Annotated in this window: 24 protein-coding genes; 18 read left to right on the top strand and 6 right to left on the bottom strand. The window is 69.1% G+C overall.

Annotation, left to right across the window (positions count from 1 at the left end):
• The coding region (locus RMO04_RS06185; protein WP_405041466.1) for a molybdopterin cofactor-binding domain-containing protein at positions 1–743 on the top strand (743 nt) is incomplete at its 5' end.
• Here RMO04_RS06185 and RMO04_RS06180 read toward each other — a convergent pair.
• Positions 740–1303 (bottom strand): NTP transferase domain-containing protein, encoded by a 564-nt coding sequence (locus tag RMO04_RS06180; RefSeq protein WP_309643913.1) that lies wholly within the window; start codon positions 1301–1303, stop codon positions 740–742. The genes RMO04_RS06185 and RMO04_RS06180 overlap by 4 nt on opposite strands.
• 65 nt (positions 1304–1368) lie before the next feature.
• Between RMO04_RS06180 and moaA the strand changes: the two genes are divergently transcribed.
• Genes moaA through glp form a run of 6 tightly spaced genes read left to right on the top strand, consistent with a single transcriptional unit; the run spans position 1369 to position 5317 of the window.
• Positions 1369–2409, top strand: a complete 1041-nt coding sequence (gene moaA / locus RMO04_RS06175) for a GTP 3',8-cyclase MoaA (RefSeq protein WP_309643912.1) — start codon at positions 1369–1371, stop codon at positions 2407–2409.
• A gap of 4 nt (positions 2410–2413) precedes the next feature.
• Positions 2414–2653, top strand: coding sequence for a MoaD/ThiS family protein (locus RMO04_RS06170; protein ID WP_309643911.1), 240 nt, complete (start codon positions 2414–2416; stop codon positions 2651–2653).
• Positions 2650–3093, top strand: a complete 444-nt coding sequence (locus RMO04_RS06165) for a molybdenum cofactor biosynthesis protein MoaE (protein WP_309643910.1) — start codon at positions 2650–2652, stop codon at positions 3091–3093. The genes RMO04_RS06170 and RMO04_RS06165 overlap by 4 nt, the downstream gene beginning before the upstream one ends.
• A 4-nt stretch (positions 3094–3097) precedes the next feature.
• Complete coding sequence (gene moaB / locus RMO04_RS06160; RefSeq protein ID WP_309643909.1) at positions 3098–3646, top strand: molybdenum cofactor biosynthesis protein B; 549 nt, start codon at positions 3098–3100, stop codon at positions 3644–3646.
• Between the two features lie 13 nt (positions 3647–3659).
• Complete coding sequence (moaC, locus tag RMO04_RS06155) at positions 3660–4130, top strand: cyclic pyranopterin monophosphate synthase MoaC (protein WP_309643908.1); 471 nt, start codon at positions 3660–3662, stop codon at positions 4128–4130.
• Entirely contained in the window at positions 4127–5317 is a 1191-nt protein-coding gene (glp, locus tag RMO04_RS06150) for a gephyrin-like molybdotransferase Glp (RefSeq protein WP_309643907.1), read from the top strand. Before moaC ends, glp begins: the two co-directional genes overlap by 4 nt.
• A gap of 1 nt (position 5318) precedes the next feature.
• On the opposite strand, the gene RMO04_RS06145 is transcribed toward glp, so the two are convergent.
• Positions 5319–6818 carry an NAD(P)/FAD-dependent oxidoreductase gene (locus RMO04_RS06145; protein ID WP_309643906.1) on the bottom strand — a complete coding sequence of 500 codons (1500 nt, stop codon included), beginning with the start codon at positions 6816–6818 and terminating at the stop codon, positions 5319–5321.
• A gap of 395 nt (positions 6819–7213) precedes the next feature.
• A complete protein-coding gene (locus RMO04_RS06140) occupies positions 7214–8206 on the bottom strand; it encodes an XdhC family protein (RefSeq protein ID WP_309643905.1) in 993 nt (330 codons plus the stop codon).
• Positions 8207–8306: 100 nt separating this feature from the next.
• Here RMO04_RS06140 and RMO04_RS06135 point away from each other — a divergent pair, with 100 nt between their 5' ends.
• Both RMO04_RS06135 and RMO04_RS06130 read left to right on the top strand, forming a co-directional pair.
• On the top strand, positions 8307–9182 hold the full coding sequence (locus tag RMO04_RS06135; RefSeq protein WP_309643914.1) for a bifunctional regulator KidO: 876 nt from the start codon (positions 8307–8309) through the stop codon (positions 9180–9182).
• A gap of 15 nt (positions 9183–9197) precedes the next feature.
• Positions 9198–9905 (top strand): cytidylyltransferase domain-containing protein, encoded by a 708-nt coding sequence (locus RMO04_RS06130; RefSeq protein WP_309643904.1) that lies wholly within the window; start codon positions 9198–9200, stop codon positions 9903–9905.
• A gap of 1 nt (position 9906) precedes the next feature.
• Here RMO04_RS06130 and mtgA read toward each other — a convergent pair whose 3' ends face one another.
• Complete coding sequence (gene mtgA / locus RMO04_RS06125) at positions 9907–10608, bottom strand: monofunctional biosynthetic peptidoglycan transglycosylase (RefSeq protein WP_309643903.1); 702 nt, start codon at positions 10606–10608, stop codon at positions 9907–9909.
• Between the two features lie 84 nt (positions 10609–10692).
• Between mtgA and RMO04_RS06120 the strand changes: the two genes are divergently transcribed.
• Positions 10693–11355, top strand: coding sequence for a nitroreductase (locus RMO04_RS06120; RefSeq protein ID WP_309643902.1), 663 nt, complete (start codon positions 10693–10695; stop codon positions 11353–11355).
• Here RMO04_RS06120 and RMO04_RS06115 read toward each other — a convergent pair.
• Positions 11352–12320 carry a WD40 repeat domain-containing protein gene (locus RMO04_RS06115; protein ID WP_309643901.1) on the bottom strand — a complete coding sequence of 323 codons (969 nt, stop codon included), beginning with the start codon at positions 12318–12320 and terminating at the stop codon, positions 11352–11354. The genes RMO04_RS06120 and RMO04_RS06115 overlap by 4 nt on opposite strands.
• 197 nt (positions 12321–12517) lie before the next feature.
• On the opposite strand from RMO04_RS06115, the gene RMO04_RS06110 reads away from it, so the two are divergent.
• Positions 12518–12952: a biopolymer transporter ExbD gene (locus RMO04_RS06110; RefSeq protein WP_309643900.1), complete on the top strand. Its 435-nt coding sequence runs from the start codon at positions 12518–12520 to the stop codon at positions 12950–12952.
• A gap of 64 nt (positions 12953–13016) precedes the next feature.
• Here the strand turns inward: RMO04_RS06110 and RMO04_RS06105 are convergent, their stop codons facing one another.
• Positions 13017–14087, bottom strand: coding sequence for a GTP-binding protein (locus RMO04_RS06105; protein WP_309643899.1), 1071 nt, complete (start codon positions 14085–14087; stop codon positions 13017–13019).
• Between the two features lie 104 nt (positions 14088–14191).
• On the opposite strand from RMO04_RS06105, the gene dmeF reads away from it, so the two are divergent.
• From dmeF to RMO04_RS06070, 7 genes are all read left to right on the top strand, one after another.
• Entirely contained in the window at positions 14192–15109 is a 918-nt protein-coding gene (dmeF, locus tag RMO04_RS06100) for a CDF family Co(II)/Ni(II) efflux transporter DmeF (protein ID WP_309643898.1), read from the top strand.
• A gap of 92 nt (positions 15110–15201) precedes the next feature.
• Positions 15202–15801, top strand: a complete 600-nt coding sequence (gene rplU, locus RMO04_RS06095) for a 50S ribosomal protein L21 (RefSeq protein ID WP_309643897.1) — start codon at positions 15202–15204, stop codon at positions 15799–15801.
• 31 nt (positions 15802–15832) lie between these two features.
• Positions 15833–16102, top strand: coding sequence for a 50S ribosomal protein L27 (rpmA, locus tag RMO04_RS06090; protein ID WP_254835488.1), 270 nt, complete (start codon positions 15833–15835; stop codon positions 16100–16102).
• A 123-nt stretch (positions 16103–16225) separates the two neighbouring features.
• On the top strand, positions 16226–16759 hold the full coding sequence (locus tag RMO04_RS06085; protein WP_309643896.1) for a GNAT family N-acetyltransferase: 534 nt from the start codon (positions 16226–16228) through the stop codon (positions 16757–16759).
• A 76-nt stretch (positions 16760–16835) separates the two neighbouring features.
• Entirely contained in the window at positions 16836–17885 is a 1050-nt protein-coding gene (obgE, locus tag RMO04_RS06080) for a GTPase ObgE (RefSeq protein ID WP_309643895.1), read from the top strand.
• Positions 17885–19012, top strand: a complete 1128-nt coding sequence (gene proB / locus RMO04_RS06075) for a glutamate 5-kinase (protein ID WP_309643894.1) — start codon at positions 17885–17887, stop codon at positions 19010–19012. Before obgE ends, proB begins: the two co-directional genes overlap by 1 nt.
• A gap of 57 nt (positions 19013–19069) precedes the next feature.
• Positions 19070–20625 (top strand): aldehyde dehydrogenase family protein (locus RMO04_RS06070; RefSeq protein ID WP_309643893.1); only part of this gene is annotated, 1556 nt, incomplete at its 3' end.

Raw genomic sequence — 20625 nt, 5'->3', positions numbered from 1 at the left:
CGCCCACCGGCGAGCCGGAACTGGACGAAACCGCCGTCGAGGGCGCCAAGGGTTCGCCCTATCTGAAAGCGACGCCCGTCGTGGACGCCCAGCTGATCCAGCCCGATAACGGCATCCCGGTGCTGTGGTGGCGATCGGTGGGCGCGACCCACACGGCCTTCGTGATGGAGCACACCATCGACCAGCTCGCCAAGCGAGCGGGCAAGGACCCTGTGGACTATCGCCGGGCGCTCTACACCAAGGCGGGCGCAACCCGACACCTGGCTGTGCTGAACCTCGCCGCCGAGAAGGCGGGCTGGGGGACCCCCGCCCCCGCCGGCTGGACGCGTGGCGTCGCGGTCCACGAAAGCTTCGGCTCGGTCGTGGCCCAGATCGCCGAGGTGAAGCTGGTGGACGGGGTTCCGAAGGTGGGGCGCGTGGTCAGCGCCATCGACTGCGGCACGGCGATCTCGCCCGACCAGATCGCCTCGCAAGTCGAGGGCGGCACCTGCTACGGCCTGTCGGCGGCGCTCTATGGCGCGGTGACCATCAAGGACGGTGTGGTCGAGCAGACCAACTTCGACACCTACCGGGTCTTGCGCAACACCGAGGCCCCGACGGTCGAAACCCACATCGTGCCGTCCGGCGCGGTCCCCAGCGGGGTCGGCGAGCCCGGCACCCCAGTGATCGCCCCGGCCGTAGCCAACGCCCTGCTCGCCATATCGGGCCAGGCCACCACCAGCCAGCCGTTCGTCAAGGCCTAGGCCGGCAGGTCGCCGCGCTCGTCCACGTCGAACAGCACGCCGTCATCGGCCGTCTCGACCAGGGCGAGACGGTCGCCCAGGCCCTTGAGGATCGCCCGGGCGCCGGCGTCGCCGGTGAGGGCCAGGAGTTGGGGCAGGAGCGCCGCGCCCAGCAGGGCCGGATGGCCCCGCTGGCCTTCGAACACCGGCGCGGCGGCGAGCGCTCCGGCGCGAACCGCCGCGACGAGAGGGCTGAAGATCGCGGGCGGCACGCGCGGCATGTCGCCCAGCAGGACAAAGGCGCCCTCGCAATCGGGGCTCAACTCGACCGCACCCCGGCGCAGCGACGCCCCCATGCCTTCGGCGTGATCGGCGGCGTGGACCAGTCGCAGACGTTCGTCGGTGGCGGCGAAGGCGCGAACCGCGGCGGCCACCGCGTCGGCGTCCGCCCCGGTCACCACGATCACCCGGCGAACCGGCGCGGCGAAGGCCGCCGCCAAGGCGGCGTCCAGCAGGACCCCGCCCGCATAGGGCGCGAGCAGCTTGCCGCCGCCGAAGCGCGAGCCGGACCCAGCGGCCAAAACGATGGCTTCGAACGCCCCCGCCCCTGTCACGGCCCTGTGTTCCCCTCTATGTTAGCGACTACATGACGCCCTATGACGCCCCACTCCCGCAAGAGGCCGCGCGCGCGACGCCGGTGCTGATCGACGGTTTCGGCCGGGCGGTGACCTATCTGCGGGTCTCGGTGACGGACCGTTGCGACCTGCGCTGCGTCTATTGCATGGCCGAGCACATGACCTTCCTGCCGAAGGCCGAAGTACTCACCTTGGAAGAGCTGGACCGCATCGCCTCGGCCTTCATCGGCCAAGGGGTGCGAAAGCTTCGGCTGACCGGCGGCGAACCGCTAGTGCGCAAGGGTTTCATGGGGCTGGTCGAGAGCCTGTCGCGACATCTGCGCTCGGGCGCCCTGGACGAGCTGACCCTGACCACCAATGGCACCAGGCTTGCCGAGTTCGCCCAGGAATTGGCCCTCCACGGCGTGCGGCGGATCAATGTGTCGATGGACACGCTGAAGCCCGACCTGTTCCGCAAGCTGACCCGCGGCGGCGATCTCGCCAAGGTGATCGGCGGCATCGACGCGGCGCTCGCCGCCGGCATCGCGGTCAAGATCAACGCCGTGGCGCTGAAGGACGACAACGCCGCCGAACTGCCCGACCTGATCGCCTGGGCCCATGCGCGCGGCTGCGACGCCACCCTGATCGAGGCCATGCCCCTGGGCGAGATCGAGGTCGACCGCACCGACCAGTTCCTGTCGCTGAAGGACGTCCGCCGCGATCTGGAAAGCTTCTGGACGCTCACAGACAGCGACCATGTCACCGGCGGCCCGGCCCGCTACGTCCGCATCGCCGAGACCGGCGGCCGGCTAGGCTTCATCACCCCGCTGAGCCACAATTTCTGCGAAGCCTGCAACCGGGTTCGGCTGACCTGCACCGGCACCCTGCACACCTGCCTGGGCCGCGAGGACGCCAGCGATCTTCGCGCTGTGATCCGAGCCGGCGCCGACGACGCGGCCCTGATCGACGCCGTGCGGCTGGCGGTCGACGCCAAGCCCAAGGGCCACGACTTCCAGATCTCCCGCGCCTCGGCGCCGGCGGTGGCTCGCCACATGTCGACCACGGGAGGCTAGGCCGATGGCCAGGGTCCTGCTGTTCGGACGCCTGAGTGACGTGGCCGGATGGCGGTCGCGGGACATCGCCAGCGACACGCTCACGGCCCTGCGCGACCTGCTCTGCGGAGAGGACGCCCACCTGGCCGAGGCGCTGCGCGCGCCCGGCGTCCAGGTCGCTCTGGACCAGGCCATCGTACGCGGCGACGCTGCGCTCGGCCCCCGATCCGAGGTCGCCTTCCTGCCGCCCATGAGCGGCGGATGATCACCCTGACCGACCAGCCCTTCGACCCCGGCGTCCTGCTGAGCGCGTTCTGCCGGGACCGCACCGAGACCGGCGCTGTGGCCAGTTTCGTGGGCCTGGCCCGCGCCGAGCTGGGCGCCGCCGCTATCCTGGAGCTGGAGGCCTATCCAGGCTTCACGGAGGGCGAGATCAACCGCATCGCCCAGCAGGCCGTCGACCGTTTCAGCCTGGACGACTTCGCCGTCGTCCATCGGGTGGGCCAGATCGCGCCAGGCGAATCCATCGTCTTCGTGGCCACCGCCGCCACCCATCGCCGGGCCGCGTTCGAGGCCTGCGATTTCCTGATGGACTACTTGAAGAGCCGCGCGCCCTTCTGGAAGAAGGAGACCGGCCCGGACGGCGCGCGCTGGATCGAGCCGAAACCCCAAGACCACGCCGATATCGCCCGTTGGGAGACCTGAGATCATGAACGCCTTCACCCCCGGTGGTCGGATCGATGAAAAGCAGATCATCACGCCCGTGCGGATCGCGGTGCTTACCGTTTCCGACACCCGCGACGAGGAGAGCGACACCTCCGGCCACGTCCTGGCCGAGCGGATCACCGGCGCCGGCCACGAGCTGGCGGCCAAGGGCATCGTCAAGGACGACGTCGCCCAGATCCGCGAGCAGATCAAAGCCTGGGTAGCCTCCGGAACCGTCGACGCCATCATCACCACCGGCGGCACCGGCATCACCGGCCGCGACGTGACCCCCGAGGCGGTAGAGCCGCTGTTCGACAAGAAGATCGACGGGTTCTCGGTTATCTTCCACCTGGTCTCCTACCAGTCGGTAGGACTCTCCACCCTGCAGAGCCGCGCCACGGCGGGCTTGATCGGCGGGGTCTTCGTCTTCTGCCTGCCGGGCTCCAACGGCGCGGTGAAGGACGGCTGGGACAAGGTGATCTCCGCCCAGCTCGACAGCCGCCATGGCCCCTGCAACATGGTCGAGCTCATGCCCAGACTGCTTGAAAAGTGAGCCTCCTGGGGCAATGAGCAAGCTCACCCACATCGACGAGACCGGCCGCGCCAACATGGTCGATGTTTCGGCCAAGGCGATCACCGCCCGAGAGGCTGTCGCCGAGGGTTTCGTGCGCATGACGCCCGAAACGCTTGCGCTGGCCCTCTCCGGCGACGCCAAGAAAGGCGACGTCCGGGCCACCGCCGAGATCGCCGGGATCATGGCGGCAAAGAAGACCTCCGACCTGATCCCGCTGTGTCACCCGCTCGCGCTCAGCAAGGTCGAGGTGCGGGTCGAGCCGGGCGACGGCGGGCTGGCGGTGACCGCGCGGGTCCGCACCACCGGCCAGACCGGCGTGGAGATGGAGGCCCTGACCGCCGTCTCGGTGGCCTGCCTCACCGTCTATGACATGTTGAAGGCCGCCGATAAGGCCATGACCATCGAGACGGTCCGCCTGATGAAGAAGTCCGGGGGCAAGTCCGGCGACTGGACGCGCCCATGAAGCTGATGACGGTGGAGGCCGCCCGCGCCGCCATGCTGGCCGAGGTCTCCGCCCTGCCCGCCGAGACGGTCCTGCTGATCGAAGCCGTCGGCCGGGTGCTGGCGGAAGATGTCGCCGCCGTCCGCGACCAACCGCCTTTCACCAACTCGGCCATGGACGGCTGGGCCGTCCGCGCCGCCGACGGACCGGGGAGTTTGCGGATCGTCGGCGAAAGCGCCGCGGGACATGGCTACGACGCCGAACTCCAGCCCGGCCAGGCGGTGCGCATCTTCACCGGCGCGGCCCTGCCCGCCGGCGCCGACAGCGTGGTGATCCAGGAGGACGCGACGCGGCAGGGCGACCAGATCACCGTCCCCGCCGCCACGCCTGGCGACAATATCCGCGCCGCCGGCAAGGACTTTCGCGTGGGCGACGTGCTGCTCCGGAAGGGAACCCGCATCGATTCGTGGCGCCTGTCCCTGGCCGCCTCGGCCGGCCGCGCCGAGGTCGCCGTCCATCGCCGTCCGACCATCGCCATCCTTTCCACCGGCGAGGAGATCGTCGAGGCGCCGGCCACGCCCGGACCGTTCCAAATCTACGATTCCGGGTCGCCGGCGCTGAAGGTCATGGTCGAGGGCTGGGGCGCGCGAGCGACCAAGCGCTCAGGCATCCGCGACCGGCTGGACGCGGTGATCGAGGCCATGGAGACCGCGCAGGCCGACCTGATCGTCACGGTCGGCGGCGCCTCGGTGGGCGATCATGACCTGGTCCGCGCCGCGGCCCAGGCGCTGGGCCTGTCGCTGCGGGTTGAGAGCGTGGCGGTGCGGCCGGGCAAGCCGACCTTCTTCGGGGTCCTGGCCGATGGGCGACGCCTGCTGGGTCTGCCCGGCAACCCCGCCTCGGCCTTCGTCTGCGCCGAGCTGTTCCTGAAGCCTCTGATCGCCGCCTATTGCGGAACCACGGCGGAGCCCGCGATGACTACCGCGCGCCTGAGGCAGCCGCTGGCCGCCAACGGACCTCGCGAGCACTGGATGCGGGCCAAGCTCAGCTATGACGAGGGATCGATCCTGGTCCAACCCTATGGCGACCAGGACAGCTCCTTGGTCGGGGTCTTCGCCGCCGCCGACGCCCTGCTGCGGCGCCGGCCCGGCGCCCCGGCCCTGGCGGCGGGCGACCTTGTGGACATCCTGCCCCTAGCCCGCGCCTGACTTACTCGTAGACAAAGGCCGGGTCATCCAGGTCGATGGCCGGCAAGGCGTCCTTCTCCGCCCAGTAGTCCTGGGTGTGGCGCCAGTCGTCCTTGTCGCCGCTGCGGGGCAGCAGATGCATGCCGCGCATCAGGTATCCGGGATTGAAGTTCTCCGGGTCGATCCAGGGCAGCAGCGGCATGTCCTTGTCTTCAGGCCGCAGGGCCGGCGTCACCCGCTTGGCGCCCTTGGCCTCCATGTGGGTCAGCAGCCTCGCCACGAAGTCGCCGATAAGGTCGGCCCGCAACGTCCAGCTGGCCCGGAAATAGCCGAAGACCCAGATCAGGTTCGGCACGCCGGTGAACATCATGCCGCGATAGGTGACGGTCTTGGAGAAATCGAGCGGTTGGCCGTCGATGGCGAAGTCGATGTCGCCCAGCACGTTGAGGTCGAAGCCGGTGGCCGTGACGATGATGTCGGCCTCCAGGGTCTCGCCCGACTTCAGCAGGATCCCATTCTCCGTGAAGCGGTCGATCTCGTCGGTGACCACCGAGGCCTTGCCCGCCCGGATGCCCTGGAAAAGGTCGCCATCCGGAATGAAGGCGATGCGCTGCCGCCAGGGGCGGTAGGTGGGCATGAAGTGCTTGACCACCTGGTCCTCGGGCAGGAAGGCGCGGACTCCCGCCAGCAGTTCCTGTTTGACGACTTCCGGCTCTTCCAGCGCGCGCTTCGTGAACCCCGCCTGGTCGAACAGGATCTTCCGTCGCACGATCTCGTGGATCCAGGTCTCGTCGATCTGCAACTGTCGCAGAGTGTCGGCCAGTTCGTTGGCGTTACGGCCGGGAATGAAATAGGTCGGCGATCGCTGCAGCACGGTCACATGCTCGCAATCGCCAGCGATGGCCGGGGCCAAGGTCGCCGCGGTGGCGCCAGATCCGATGACGATGACCTTCTTGCCCTTGTAGTCGAGGTTTTCGGGCCAGGTCTGGGGATGGACGATCTGGCCCTTGTAGTCGGCCATGCCCTCCCACTCGGGCGTGTAGCCTGTCGAGTGCCGGTAATAGCCCTGGCACATCCACAGAAAATTCGTGGTCAGCCGCACGGTCTCGCCGGTGTCGGATCGGACCGCTTCGAGGCTCCAGAGATTGTCCTGGCTGGACCACTTGGCCGAGGTGATCCTGTGGCCGTAGCGGATGTGGCCGCCGAGGTCGTTGTCCTCGATCACCTCGTTCATATAGGCGAGGATTTCCGCCGCCGTGGCGATGGGCGTCCCGGTCCAGGGCTTGAACCGGTAGCCGAAGGTGTAGAGGTCGCTGTCGGACCGAATGCCGGGATACTTGTGGGTCAGCCAGGTCCCGCCGAAGCTCTCCTGGGTCTCGAGCACGACATAGCTGGTTCCAGGCCGTTGCGTGGCCAGATGGTAGGCGCCGCCGATTCCGGAGATTCCCGCGCCCACGATGATGACGTCGAAGTGCTCGACTGTCTGGGACTGCGTCCGCTCGAGGGTGGCTGTGGCGCTCATGTCTTCCTGCCCTGTCAGTCGGCGACGGCGCCCGTGAGGGTCACCGTCGCTATGCTTCTGAGATCGCCGGATCGTGAGTGATCATTGATAAGTTTGCAATCGGCGACAGGACGACCTTGGCGGCTTCGAGCGAGTTTTCGTTGATGACGATCAAGCTGGCCAGGGACCGACCTCAGGCGGCGCGCCCTAGCGCGTGCTGCGGCGGTCGTTGAGTAGCGGCCGGCTGGGCGGAGGCGCCGAGCCGGTCGAGGACCGCGTGTCGAGCAGGTCCCGCCGCGCGGGCGCCGGGGGCTTGGTGGAGTAGATTTTCATGAGCTAGGCCTTTCGGGCCGCGCCGCGTGGAGGTCCACGGGTGGCGAAGGCCCAGCATAGCACGTTCGGGACGCACAAACTCGCTAGACGACGGCCGCCTTGCCACGCTTCGAGGTCGCATCCCGCGAAGGCTCGGGCGTCCGCGCGTAGCGCAGGCTGATGATCTCGCCGATCACCGAGACCGCGACCTCCCAGGGCGCCTTGCCGCCGATGTCGAGGCCGATGGGCGCATGAACGCGCGCCAGAACTTCCTCGGGCACGCCGGCCGCGCGCATCGGCGCGAGCCTTTCCTGCAGGCGCTTGCGCGCGCCCAGCAGTCCCACATAGCCCGCGGCGGACGGCAGGGCCGCGGCCAGGGCCTCGCGGTCGGTGTCGATATTGTGGGTGGCGACGGCGATGGAGGTCCAGGCGTCGCAGCCGATGGCGTCGAGCGCGGCCTGCGGATCATCCCGGCGGTAGCCGAGGCCGTCGATGGGCGGCGGCGCTTCAGGGCCCTTCGAGCGCACGAAGGTGGTTTCCAAGCCGCTCAGCACGCCGAGTTGGGCGATGGCCAGCGCCGTCGGGTCGGAGCCGAACACCACCAGGCGCGGGACCGGCTCGTGCCGTCGAACGACCGCCCCGTCCCAGGGCTCGGCCTCCAGGGCGCAGACCCGGCGATGCCCGTCGCTGACCCAGGTGGTGGGGCGGCGCTGGTCGCGCGCTTCCAGAAGCTCGATCAGCGCCAGGTCGCCGGCGTCGACCTTCTCCACGAAGATCTCGATCCGCGCGCCGCACAGCAAGGTGATGTCCGGCCAGGGACTGCCTTCGCCATAGATCAGCCGCCGGGGCTCCCCGTCCTCCAGGCAGGCGAAGGCGTGGTCGGCGACGTCGCTTTCCACGCAGCCGCCCGAAAAATATCCGGCGACGATCCCGTCGGCGAAGGCCATCTGGGTTCCCACCGGCCGCGGCCCGCCGCCCTCGACGGCGATCAGGGTGGCGAGCGCCATCGGGATTTTCCGTTGCCGGGCTTGGGCTAGGGCGGGGCGCACATCGTCGGCCAGGCCGAACAGGGGCCACTCGGGCAGGGGTTCACGCATGGATCGAGCTTAACCCCCCATAAACGTCCTAGACACGGGTTCTTTAGGCCTTTCGACAAAGATGGTGGCTCTTCGGGTTCGTATCCAGCTCACCGGCTTCATGACCTCACCTCTTTCCAAGCTCGGCCTCGGCTCCGCGCAGTTCGGTCTCGACCACTCGGTCGGCGTCCGTGGCCGCTCGCCCCAGGCCGACGCTCGCGACATCCTCGACATCGCCGCGCGTTCGCAGCTGGCGGTCTTCGACGTCACGGGCCATTCGGCCATGGCCGAGACCGCGCTGGGCGAGGTGCTGCCGCGCCCCAACCCGTTCCGTATCTCCATCTCCACCGTCCGCGCCGACCGCGGTCCCGACTTCGTCGAGCAGGAAGCCCGCGCCGCCCTGCGCCGCATGGGCGTGGAACAGGCCGACGCCATCCTGGTGCCCGCCGCCTCGGACCTGTTCGGCCCGCATGGCATGGCCTTGTGGGATCGCTTGAAGTCGTTGAAGGACCAGGGTCTGACCCGGAAGATCGGCGTCTCGGTCTTCGCCTCCGACGATCCGCTAGGCGTCGCCCGCCGGTTCCGTCCCGACATCGTCCAGGCCCCGGCCTCCCTGCTGGACCAGCGCCTGCTGATCGACGGCACGCTGGCGGCGCTCACCGGTTACGGGATCGAGGTCCACCTGCGCTCGATCTTCCTGAACGGCCTGTTGTTCCTGCCCCCTGACCGCGCGCCGAACCATCTGAAGGCCGCCGCCAGCCGCATCAGCCGCGCCCGTCGCTTGATCGCCGAGGGCAAGTCCGATCCCCTGCAAGCCGCGCTGGGCTTCGCCTTGTCGCGACCCGAAGCCGCCACGGTCCTGGTCGGCGTTTCCTCGCCCGCCGAACTCTCGGCCGTGATCGCCGCGGCCTCCAGCCCGCCCCCCGACCTCGATTGGGACGAGATGGCGCTGGACGATCCCGTGGCGCTCGATCCCCGCGCATGGGCCGCCGCCTAGAGGCTAACGAATGTCATGATCCTCGCTGTCCTGCAGGTCCGGATGACCTCCCCTCGCCTTCCCGGCAAGGCGATGGCGCCGCTGCGGGGCGAGCCGATGATCTGGCGGCAGGTGGAGCGAATCCGGCTCTCGCGCTGCATCTCCAAGCTGGTGGTCGCCACCAGCGCAGAGCCCTCCGACGACCCGTTGGCGAGCTTCCTGGTCTCCCGCGGCCAGACCGTGTTCCGCGGCGCCTCTGCGAACCTTTCCGAACGCTTCATGCGCTGTGTCGAGGCCGCCGGCCCGGTGACTCATGTGGTGCGCATCAAGGGCGACTCGCCCTTCGTGGACCCGGCGATCATCGACGAGACCGTGCGCCTGGCGCTCTCCACCCGCGCCGCCTACGCCTCCAACCGGGTGCAACGCTCGTTCCCCAAGGGTCTGGAGGTCGAGGTGGTCACCGCGCAGGCCCTGGCCAGCGCGGCCGCCGAGACAGATCCCCGGACCGCCGCCGTCACCTCGCCGCTGGCGCAGATCCGCACATTGGAGAGCCGCTATCCCCAGGCCCACTGCCTGGCGCGGCGCGATCTCTCCCGGCTGGATTGGCGGGTGAAGACACCGGCCGACTTCGCCTTCGCCCGCGCTGTATACGACGCCCTGCACTCGGCCGATCCGGGCTTCGCGATGGAAGACGTGCTGGACATCACCCAAGGCCGCCAGGACCTGGCCCGCTGGGCGGCCTGACCTAGCCCAAGACGCAGGCCGCCATACCCTCGCGGTTGATGGTCCCGGCCGCCCGCGTGATCTTGCCGGAGCGCCGCTTCACATAGGGACCGGGCTTGGCCGCGCGCCACTTGAGCGGGCTGGGCAGGATGGCGGCCAGCCGCGCGGCCTGGGCCGGGGTGAGCTTGTCGGCGCCTACCCCGAAGTTCTTCCGTGCGGCGGCCTCGGCGCCATAGACCCCCGGCCCCCACTCGATGGAGTTCAGATAGACTTCCATGATCCGCGGCTTGCCCCAGATGACCTCGATCAGGACGGTGAAATAGGCTTCGAGCCCTTTGCGGACATAGGAGCGATCGGGCCAGAGAAAGACGTTCTTGGCCGTCTGCTGGCTGATGGTGGAGCCGCCGCGGATCTTGCGGCCCTTGGCGTTGTTCGCCGCCGCCTTCTCCAAGGCTTCGAAATCGAAGCCGTTGTGATCGCAGAACTTGGCGTCCTCGGCCGCGATCACCGCGCGGACCAACCGGGGCGAGATGTCGTCCAGGGACCGCCAGCGCCGGTCGAAGCCCTTGCCCTCCACCACCCGCTGGATCATCAGCCAGGTGATCGGCGGGGGCACGAAGCGATAGATCGCCGTGGTCAGGATCGGGCCGATCAGGCCAAACACCAGAACCAGCAGGAACAGGCCCCGGAAGAGCCGCCCGAAGAACCCTCTCTGCTTGGCCAAGCTTGCTTGCCTCTAGGTGACGGCGAGATGCTAGCGATGCTGTGAGCCGCCGACCTGGTCAAGCCGCCCGAAGGACGCATCGCCGTGAACGTTTCAGACGCCGTCGAACGACGGGTTTCCATCCGGGCCTTCAAGCCGCAGACCCCCTCCGCTGAGATCGTGCGCGGGATCCTACAGGCCGCCGCCCGCGCGCCCTCTGGCGGAAACCTGCAGCCGTGGCGGGTCTATGCGCTGGCCGGTTCGGCGCTGGCCGAGCTCAAGGGTCAGGTCGCCGCCAATCCCTTCGGCGAGACCCCGGAATACGAGGTCTATCCGCCCAATCTCTGGGACCCGTTCCGCACCCGACGGTTCCAGAACGGCGAGGACCTTTACGCCACCCTCGGCATCCCCCGGGAGGACAAGCCCGCCCGCCTGCGCCAACTGGCCAAGAACGGCGAGCTGTTCGGCGCGCCGGTGGGGCTGTTCTTCTGCCTGGACCGCAAGCTGGGGCCGCCCCAGTGGTCGGACCTGGGCATGTACATGCAGACGGTCATGTTGCTGGCGGTCGAGCAGGGCCTGGACACCTGCGCCCAGGAATACTGGGCCCGCTATCCCCAGACCCTGGCCAGGCTGCTGAACCTGCCGGAAGACCACATGGTGTTCTCCGGCATGGCCCTGGGCTGGCGCGACGAGGCCGCTCCGATCAACACCCTGCGTTCGGCCCGCGACCCCTTCGAGACCTGGGCCGAACTGCGCGGCTTCGACTAGCTGATGTCCGCGACGCCGGCGCCGCCGTCCTCGTCGCCCCAGGCCAGGCGCTTGCCGTCGGAGCTCATGGCGAGGGCGGCGATGGGCGAGCCCTTTTCGGCCTTGACCGGAACGATTCTCTGGCCGGCCAAGTCGCACCACCAGACCCGGCCGTCGTCGAGGCCGGCGGTGACGAGCTGGCCGTTGGCAGTCCCGGCGACCCGCGTCACCATGGCGCTTTCGTCGAACCCGATCTCGGCGGCCTGCTTGCCCATGGGGCCGGTGGACCCCGCGAAGGGCCAGATGACCACGCCCGGCGCGCCCGAGGTGGCCAGCAGGCCGCCCTTGGCGAGGAAGGCCATGCTCTTCACCTTGCCGGGATAGCCGCCCATCTTCAGGTTCTTCTCGTCGGCGACCCGCCAGCCGTGCAGCTGGTTCTCCTGCATGGATGACATCAAGAACTTGCCGTCGGGGCTCCAGGCCAGGCCGACATGGCTGCCAGCCCACTTCAGGACGTAGGGTTTCTGCTCGGCGATGCGGCCGTACCAGAGCCAGGCGCCGTTATACGTGGCCGTGGCGATCCGCCGCCCCTTAGGGTCGAAGGCCACGTCCGCCACCGACTTCTCATGGGTGAAGACCCGGGCGAAGGCCGGGTCGGCGGCGTCGCGGACGTGCAACTCCTTGCCGGCCCCGAAGGCGATCAGCTTGGAGTCGGCGCTGGCCGCCACCGAATCGATCCAGCGGCCGGCGACCTTGGCGACTTCCTCGGCGCCGCTGGGCCGCGTCCAGACCAGACGGCCGTCGTCACCGCCGCTCAGCACACCGTCGCCGGAGGGATGCAGGCAGGCGGCCAGGATCGCCCCGTCGTGGGCCTCGACCTGCTCGCCGGTCTCGAATCGGATGCTGCCGTCCCCAAGGGCGAAGGCGGCCTTGCCGTCCTTTCCGAACAGGGCGGCGGTGACATAGGCGTCGAAATCGAAAGTCATGGCGCGTCTTAGCCGCCTAACACCGGTTTTGGCGAGGGCCGGAAATCCAAGCCCCGCCGCCGTCGAAACGTTCACCGCGCGAACTTGGCGGCCAAGTCGCGGCGGTTGGCTCTTTACAATCGGCTTTTGTTTGGCGAAGGGTTTCGGCGACCACGTGGCGGCCCCGGATCCAAGGGGCCCTAGGGAAGGAATCTCATATGGGTGCGAAGCTGGGCGGCGGGGGGAGCGGCAAGTTCGATCTCGGCCAGAACAGCGACATCAACGTCACGCCGTTCGTCGACGTGATGCTGGTGCTCCTTATCATCTTCATGGTGGCCATTCCGGCCGCCACGGTTTCCATCAAGCTCGACCTGCCGCCGGCCATTCCGCCGCCGCCTGGCTCGAAGATCGAGGAACCGACCCTCATCAACATTCAGGAAGCCGGCCTCTATATCGGGGACGTGCCCACCACCCTGGACACCCTGCCGGCCGACCTGACGCGGATTCTGCTGCAGACCAAGCCCGAGCCGACGGCCGAGCGCGTCTACATCCGCGCCGACCGGACCGTGCGCTACGGCGACTTCATGGCGGTGATGAACACCCTGCAGGGCAACGGCTTCTTCCAAGTCGCCCTGATCAACGAAGAGCTCTAGGCGCTTCGCACATTCTGAAACGGCCCGCCCAGGGAAACCGGGGCGGGCTTTTTCTTGTCCGCCCTTAGGCCGCGCAGGCCTCGAAGCCGGCCTTCAGCTTGGCCTCGTCGAGGTTGCGGCCGATGAACACCATGCGGCTGTAGCGCTTGTCGCCGGCCTTCCAGTCACCCTGGAAGTCGCCTTCCAGGATCATGTGGACCGCCTGGAACACCAGGCGGCGATCCTCGCCCGACACGTCGAGTATACCCTTGGCGCGAAGGATATCGGGGCCCTGCTCCTCCAGCACCTTGTTCAGCCAGGTCGTGACTCGCTGGCCGTCGATCGGCTTGTCGAGGGTGAGCGAGACGCCGCGGATACCCGCCGCGGCCGCATGGTCCTGGTGATCATGGCCGTGGTGACCGTGGTCATGATCGCCGTGATGATGATGGTCGTGATCATGGTCGCAATCCTCATCGTGAACGTGACCCTCCTCGCCATGGGGAGGGTTCAGGAATTCCGGATTCACCTCGGTGATCCGGGCGAGATCGAAGCCGCCGCGGCCCAGGATCTTGTCCAGGGACACATTGGAACGCTGGGCGCGGTGGATGGGGGCCAGCGGATTGAGCCGGCGGATCGCCGCCTCGACGCTCTTCAGCTCCGCCTCGGTGACCAGGTCGGTCTTGTTCAGCACGATCTGATCGGCGAAGGCGATTTGCTCGACGGCCTCGCGGGAATCGGCCAGCCGCAGCATCAGGTGCTTGGCGTCGACCACGGTGGTGACGCTGTCGAGCTGGGTCTTGGCCTTGACGTCGTCGTCGACGAAGAAGGTCTGGGCCACCGGGCCGGGATCGGCCAGGCCCGTGGTCTCCACGATGATCGCGTCGAACTTGCCCTTGCGCTTCATCAGGCCCGACAGAACCCGGATCAAGTCGCCGCGCACCGTGCAGCAGACGCAGCCATTGTTCATCTCGAACACTTCTTCGTCGGCGCCGACGATCAGGTCGTTGTCGATGCCCACCTCGCCGAACTCATTGACGATGACGGCGTAGCGCTTGCCGTGGTCCTCGGTGAGGATGCGGTTCAGCAGGGTGGTCTTGCCGGCGCCGAGATAGCCGGTGAGGACGGTGACGGGGGTCTTATCGGTCATGACGGACATCTAGTCATTGCAGGGTCCGAAGGGAACAGGCGCCGCGCTTGCGGTCTCTAGTGTTATCATATAACACCTGATCGGGAGTGCGAAGATATGGGAAGACGCCCGTCGTGACCGCCGCCGCCCCCGAGACCCAGGGACAGATCGACGCCTTCCGGGGCGATCGTGTCTATCTGGGCGCAGACCACGCGCGCAACGAGCGCCGGACCTGGATGGTGGCGGCCATCTGCCTGGCGACCCTGGCGGCTCAGATCGGCGGCGGGATCGTCTTCAACTCCATGGCCCTGGTGGCCAACGGCCTTCACCTGGCCGCGCACGTGGCGGCCCTGGTGGTGGCGGCCGGCGCCTATGGCCTGGCGCGCAGGTTCGCCGACGATCCGCGATTTTCCTTCGGCACGGGCAAGATCGGCTACCTGGCGGGGTTCGCCAACGCCGCGGTCCTGGCGCTCACCGCCCTGTTCATCGCTTTCGAAAGCGTCGCGCGCCTGCTGAGTCCCGCCGAGGTCGCCTATGACGCGGCGCTCGCGCTGGCCGCCGGCGCCCTGGTGGTCAACCTGATCTGCATGTGGCTGCTGCGGCCGGCCCACGCCCACGCCCATGACCGAGACGGGGACCTGAACCTCTCGGCCGCCCACCTGCACCTGGCGGCCGACGCGGCGGTTTCGGGGCTTGCCATACTGGGCCTGGGCCTCGGGCGCCTGTTCGGCTGGGCCTGGGCCGACAGCCTCGCGGGGCTGGCCGGCGCGGTCCTGGTCGCCCACTTCGCCTGGCGCCTGATGGTGCGGGCCGGCGCGGTTCTGCTGGACATGAATCCCTCGGACGAACTCACCGCCGCGATCCGGTCGCGGTTGGTCACGGGCGACGAGCGTCTGCTGGACCTGCACGTCTGGCGCCTCGGCCCCGGCCACCACGCCGCCATCGTGGTCATCGAGGCGAAAGGCCCTCTGGCGCCCAGCGCCTATCGCGCGCGCCTCGCCGGCCTGCAGGGCTTGAGTCATGTGACCGTGGAAACGCGGGACTCGCGTTGACTTAGACGGACCTCGCTGTATAAGTCCGGCCCTCTCGCCCGCGGGGCTTCTCGCGGGCGCAATTCCTTTTGCTAAAGTCCAAGGCGCTAACGATGTACGCGGTGATCAAAACCGGCGGAAAGCAGTACCGGGTCCAACCTGGCGATCTGCTTGTTGTCGAGAAGCTCGACGGTGAACCCGGCGCGAATGTCGCTTTCGGCGACGTGCTGATGCTGGGCGACGGCGACGCCGTGACCCTCGGCGCCCCGATCGTGGACGGCGCGACCGTCTCGGCGACCCTCATCGAGACCCGCAAGGGCGATAAGGTGAAGATCTTCAAGAAGATCCGCCGCCAGGGCTATCGCCGCACGAAGGGCCATCGCCAGCACGAAACCGTGCTGCGCGTGACCTCCGTCGAAGGCGCCGGCAAGACCGACAAGTGGGACGGCGTCGTCGACCTGACGACCAAGGCCATGCTGGACGCTCGCGCCCGCAACCTGAAGCACGTGATCACGACCCTGGAAGCCGGCGCCGCGCCGGTCGCCGCGCCGGCCAAGGCCAAGGCGGCTCCGAAGGCCGCCGCTTCGGTCTCCGAGGATGCTCCGGCCAAGGCCGCCGCTCCGAAGAAGGCCGCGGCTCCCAAGGCCGAAGCCGCCCCGAAGGCAGCGCCGAAGAAGGCCGCCGCCAAGAAATCCGACGACGCCGCCGAATAGGCCCGGCGTCCACTAAGTTTAGGAGAGCACAATGGCTCACAAGAAATCTGGCGGCTCCTCGCGTAACGGCCGCGACTCGGCCGGTCGGCGCCTTGGCGTGAAGAAGTTCGGCGGCGAGTCCGTCGTCGGCGGCAACATCATCATTCGTCAGCGCGGCACCAAGTTCTTCGCCGGCGACAATGTGGGCATGGGCAAGGATCACACCCTCTTCGCCATGGCCGCCGGCGCCGTGAAGTTCATCACCAAGCGCAACGACCGCACCTACGTGAACGTGGTGCCGGCCGAGACCACCGCGAAGTAAGACGAGCCTCATTCCGGGTTCGTCGCAAGGCGAACCGGGCAGAGAACTTCCGAGGGGGAGTCCGGATCGCCGGACTCCCCCTCGTTGTTTTCAGGGTCCCACCAGAGGGCCGGGAGGTAGACCATGTGCGCGATCGAGATCGAACCCATCCTGAGCACGCCACGCCTGCGGCTCCGCCGCCCGCGCCGGGCCGACGCCGCTCGCATCGCCGAATATTGCGGCGACTACGACGTCGCCCGGATGACGTCGCGCATTCCCCACCCTTACGGGATCGAGGACGCCAACGCCTTCCTCGACCGCCAGGACCTCAAGGACGCCGATCGGGAGGCGACCTTCGCCATCGAGCATCCGGACGAGGGGTTCATGGGTGTGGTCAGCCTGTTCGAGAACCCGGAGGGCCGCTCGGAGATCGGCTACTGGCTGGGCCGGCCTCACTGGGGACGCGGCTACGCCACCGAGGCGGCCGACCGGACGCTGGTCTGGGCGCACGAGACCTGGGGCCGACGCTTCGTCGTGGCGGGCCACGCCAGCGACAACCCGGCCTCGGGCCAGGTCCTCTGCAAGGTGGGGTTCCTCTACACCGGCGAGGTCAAGCTGCAGCCGTCGGCGGCGCGGAAGGGCGAGACGCCGGTGCGCATGATGGTGTGGCTGGCGTGACGACTTGCCCCGTCCTCTCCTCCTCCCAGGGGAGAGGACACTCGACCTCCGCTGCTCTGTGTTACAAAAGGCCCCGATGAAATTTCTCGACCAGTGCAAGATCTACATCCGCTCCGGAAACGGTGGTGGCGGCGCTGTGTCGTTCCGGCGTGAGAAGTACATCGAATACGGCGGCCCCGACGGCGGCGACGGCGGCCGCGGCGGCGACGTCTGGATCGAGGCGGTCGAGGGCCTCAACACCTTAATCGATTTCCGCTACGCCCAGCATTTCCGCGCCGACACCGGCACCCACGGCATGGGCCGCAACCGCCATGGCGCCGCGGGCGAGGACATCGTGCTGAAAGTCCCGGTCGGCACACAGGTGCTGGACGAGGACAAGGAAACCCTGATCGCCGACATGGATAAGGCGGGCGAGCGGTTCCTGCTGGCCAAGGGCGGCAACGGCGGCTGGGGCAACGACCGGTTCAAGGGGCCGATCAACCAGGCGCCCAAGCACGCCAACCCCGGCCAGGAGGGCGAGGAGCGCTGGATCTGGCTGCGGCTGAAGCTGATCGCCGACGTGGGCCTGGTGGGCCTGCCCAATGCGGGCAAGTCCACCTTTCTGGCCGCCGCCAGCGCCGCCAAGCCGAAGATCGCCGACTATCCCTTCACCACCATCTCGCCGAACCTGGGCGTGGTGGACCTGTCGACCAACGAGCGGTTCGTCATCGCCGATATCCCCGGCCTGATCGAGGGCGCCTCCGACGGCGCGGGCCTCGGCACGCGCTTCCTGGGCCACGTGGAGCGCACCGCGACCCTGATTCACCTGGTGGACGCCACCCAGACCGACGTGGTCGAGGCCTGGAAGACGGTGCGCACCGAGCTGGAAGCCTATGCCGACGAGCTGGGCGACAAGGTCGAGATCCTGGCGCTGAACAAGATCGACGCCCTGGACGAGAGCACGGTGGAGATGCAGCGCGAGGCCTTGGCCGAGGCGTCGGGCGCCGAGGTCCGGCTGGTCTCCGGTGTCTCGGGCAAGGGCGTGGTGGAGTTGCTGCGCGAGGCCTACGCCCTGGTGCGCGAGCGCAAGTCCGCCGCCGCCCAGGCCGATCCCACCGACGAGGCCAATACGGGCTGGATCCCCTGATGAGCGGCCTCACCCAGGCCAAGCGGGTTGTGGTGAAGGTCGGTTCGGCCCTGGTGGCCGGCCCCGATGGTCCCGACCGCGCCTGGCTGGCCGCCTTCGCCGCCGACCTCGCCCGGCTGAACGCGCGCGGCCAGCAGGTGCTGATCGTCTCCTCCGGCGCCGTGGCCCTGGGCCGCCGCCGGCTCTCCATCACCCGCAAGGCCCTCACCTTGCCCGAGAAGCAGGCCTGCGCCGCCGCCGGCCAATCGGCCCTGATGCGGGCCTGGGAAGAGGCGCTGGAGCCGCACGGCCTGGCCGCCGCCCAGGTGCTGCTGACCCGCGACGACACCGAGGTTCGCCGCCGCTGGCTCAACGCCCACGCGACGCTGTCGACGCTGCTGGCTCTCGGCTGCGTGCCGGTGATCAACGAGAACGACACCGTGGTCACCGAGGAAATCCGCTACGGCGACAACGACCGTCTGGCGGCCCGCGTGGCCCAGATGATCGGCGCCGACGTGCTGGTGCTGCTGTCGGACATCGACGGCCTCTACACCGCCGACCCGCGTCACGCCCCGGACGCCAAGCACCGTCCCCGGGTCAGCCACCTGACCCCTGAGATCGAGGCCATGGCCGGCGGCGCGACCGCCCGCGCCGGGGTCGGCACCGGCGGCATGGCCACCAAGATCGCCGCCGCCCGCATCGCCCAGGGCGCGGGCTGCGCCACGGTGATCACGCTGGGCCGCCGCCCCTCTCCCCTGGCCGCCATCGAGGCGGGCGAAACCGCAACCATCATCGAGCCCTCGGTCTCGGTCGCCGCGGCCTACAAGGCCTGGATCGCCGGATCGCTGTCGCCGTCGGGCGCCGTGGTCATCGACGCCGGGGCCGCGCGCGCGCTCTCAACGGGCAAGAGCCTCCTGGCCGCCGGAGTCCGCGCCGTCGAGGGGCGGTTCGGGAAGGGCGACGCCGTGCGTGTGGTCGACGAGGCTGGGCTGGAGATCGGCCGGGGCCTGGCGCGCTACGACGCAGGCGACGCCGAGAAGATCCGTGGGCTCAAGTCCGACGCCATCGAGGCGGTGCTGGGCTTCACCAGCGGCCCGCTGATCCACGCCGACGACCTGGCGCTGGCCGCGGTGCGGACGCCGACCTGATTTGCGGCCCCGCCGAAAGCGGCCTAGTAAACCTCAACTTGAGCATATGGGCGCGTGATGGACGACGCGGCGGCGATACCCACGGCTGAAACGGCGGCGCCCCGCACCGGGCGGCTGGAGAGGCTCGCCCCGGGCCAGGCAATCCCCTTCGGCGGCGACCGTGTCGCCTTTGTCTCCGAGGCCCTTGCGGCCGCCTTCGAGGCCGGCGACCGGCTGGTGGTGGTCGAGGGCGAGTTGCTGCACGTGCCCGCCGGGATCCAGACCCTGGCGGCCGACGCGGTGGGCCGCGCCCACAAGGCCTTCCAAGCCCTGGCTGCGGTCAGCGACGCGGCGATCACGCAGTTCTTCGAGGTCTTCGCCGCCAATCTCGCCGACGAGGGCGTCTGGGCGGCGATCAGCGCGGCCAACGCCGCAGATGTGGCCACCGCGCGGGCGCGCGGACGTTCCACCACCCGCCTGGCGGTCAGCGAGGCGATGCGCCGCGACATGATCGCGGGGCTGGAGGTCTGGCGCGACGCGCCGGCCAGCCGTGGCCGGGTGCTGGAACGGGTCGAGCATGCGGGCTGGAGCGTCGAACAGGTCGCCGCCCCCCTGGGCGTGGTGGGCTTCATCTTCGAGGGCCGGCCCAATGTGTTCGCCGACGCCACCGGCGTGCTGCGCACCGGCAACACGGTCGTGTTCCGCATCGGTTCGGACGCCCTGGGCACCGCCCGCGCCATCGTCGAGCACGCGCTGAACCCCGCCCTGAGGGCCGCCGGCCTGCCCGTTGGAGCCGCGGCCCTGGTGGACAGCCCCGCCCACGCCGCCGGCTGGGCGATGTTCTCCGATCCGCGCTTGGCGCTGGCGGTGGCGCGAGGCTCCGGTCCCGCGGTAGCCCAGCTCGGCGCCATCGCCCGCCAGGTCGGCACGCCGGTCAGCCTGCACGGCACGGGCGGCGCCTGGATCGTGGCCGACGCCAGCGCCGATCCTGAGCGGTTGAAGGCCGCCGTCTATCACTCACTGGACCGCAAGGTCTGCAACACCCTCAATGTCTGCGCCATCCTTCGGGACCGGGCCGCCGACCATCTGCCAGCCTTCCTGGAGGCGCTCACCGCCGCCGGCGAGCGCCGTCGGGGGGTCAAGCTGCACGTGGTCGCGGGCGGCGAGGCCCTGCTGCCCGCCGCCTGGCGCGACGCGCGCGTCGTGGTCGGCCGCGCCCAGGGACCCTGCGATGAAGCCCAGATCGAGATCCTGTCCCGTGAGGACCTGGGCCGCGAATGGGAGTGGGAGGAGACGCCCGAACTCTCCCTGGTCTTCGTGGAGAATGTCGAGGAGGCGGTCGGCCTGTTCAACCGCTACAGCCCGCAGTTCGCCGCTAGCCTGATCGCGGAAGACGCCGAGGCGCACGAGCGGTTCTATGCGGCGATCAACGCCCCCTTCGTCGGCGACGGCTTCACCCGCTGGGTGGACGGCCAGTTCGCCCTGGACCGGCCGGAACTCGGCCTTTCCAACTGGGAGCATGGGCGACTGTTCGCGCGCGGCGGCGTGCTGTCGGGCGACGGGGTGTTCACCGTCCGCGCCCGGGTTCGCCAGACCGACGTCGATCTGGATCGCAATCCCGACACGGCCAGGCC

This window comes from Phenylobacterium sp., from assembly GCF_031412415.1.
Lineage (GTDB): Bacteria > Pseudomonadota > Alphaproteobacteria > Caulobacterales > Caulobacteraceae > Phenylobacterium.
Note: the sequence above shows the minus strand (reverse complement) of the source record. Positions and strands in the feature narration are given on the sequence as shown.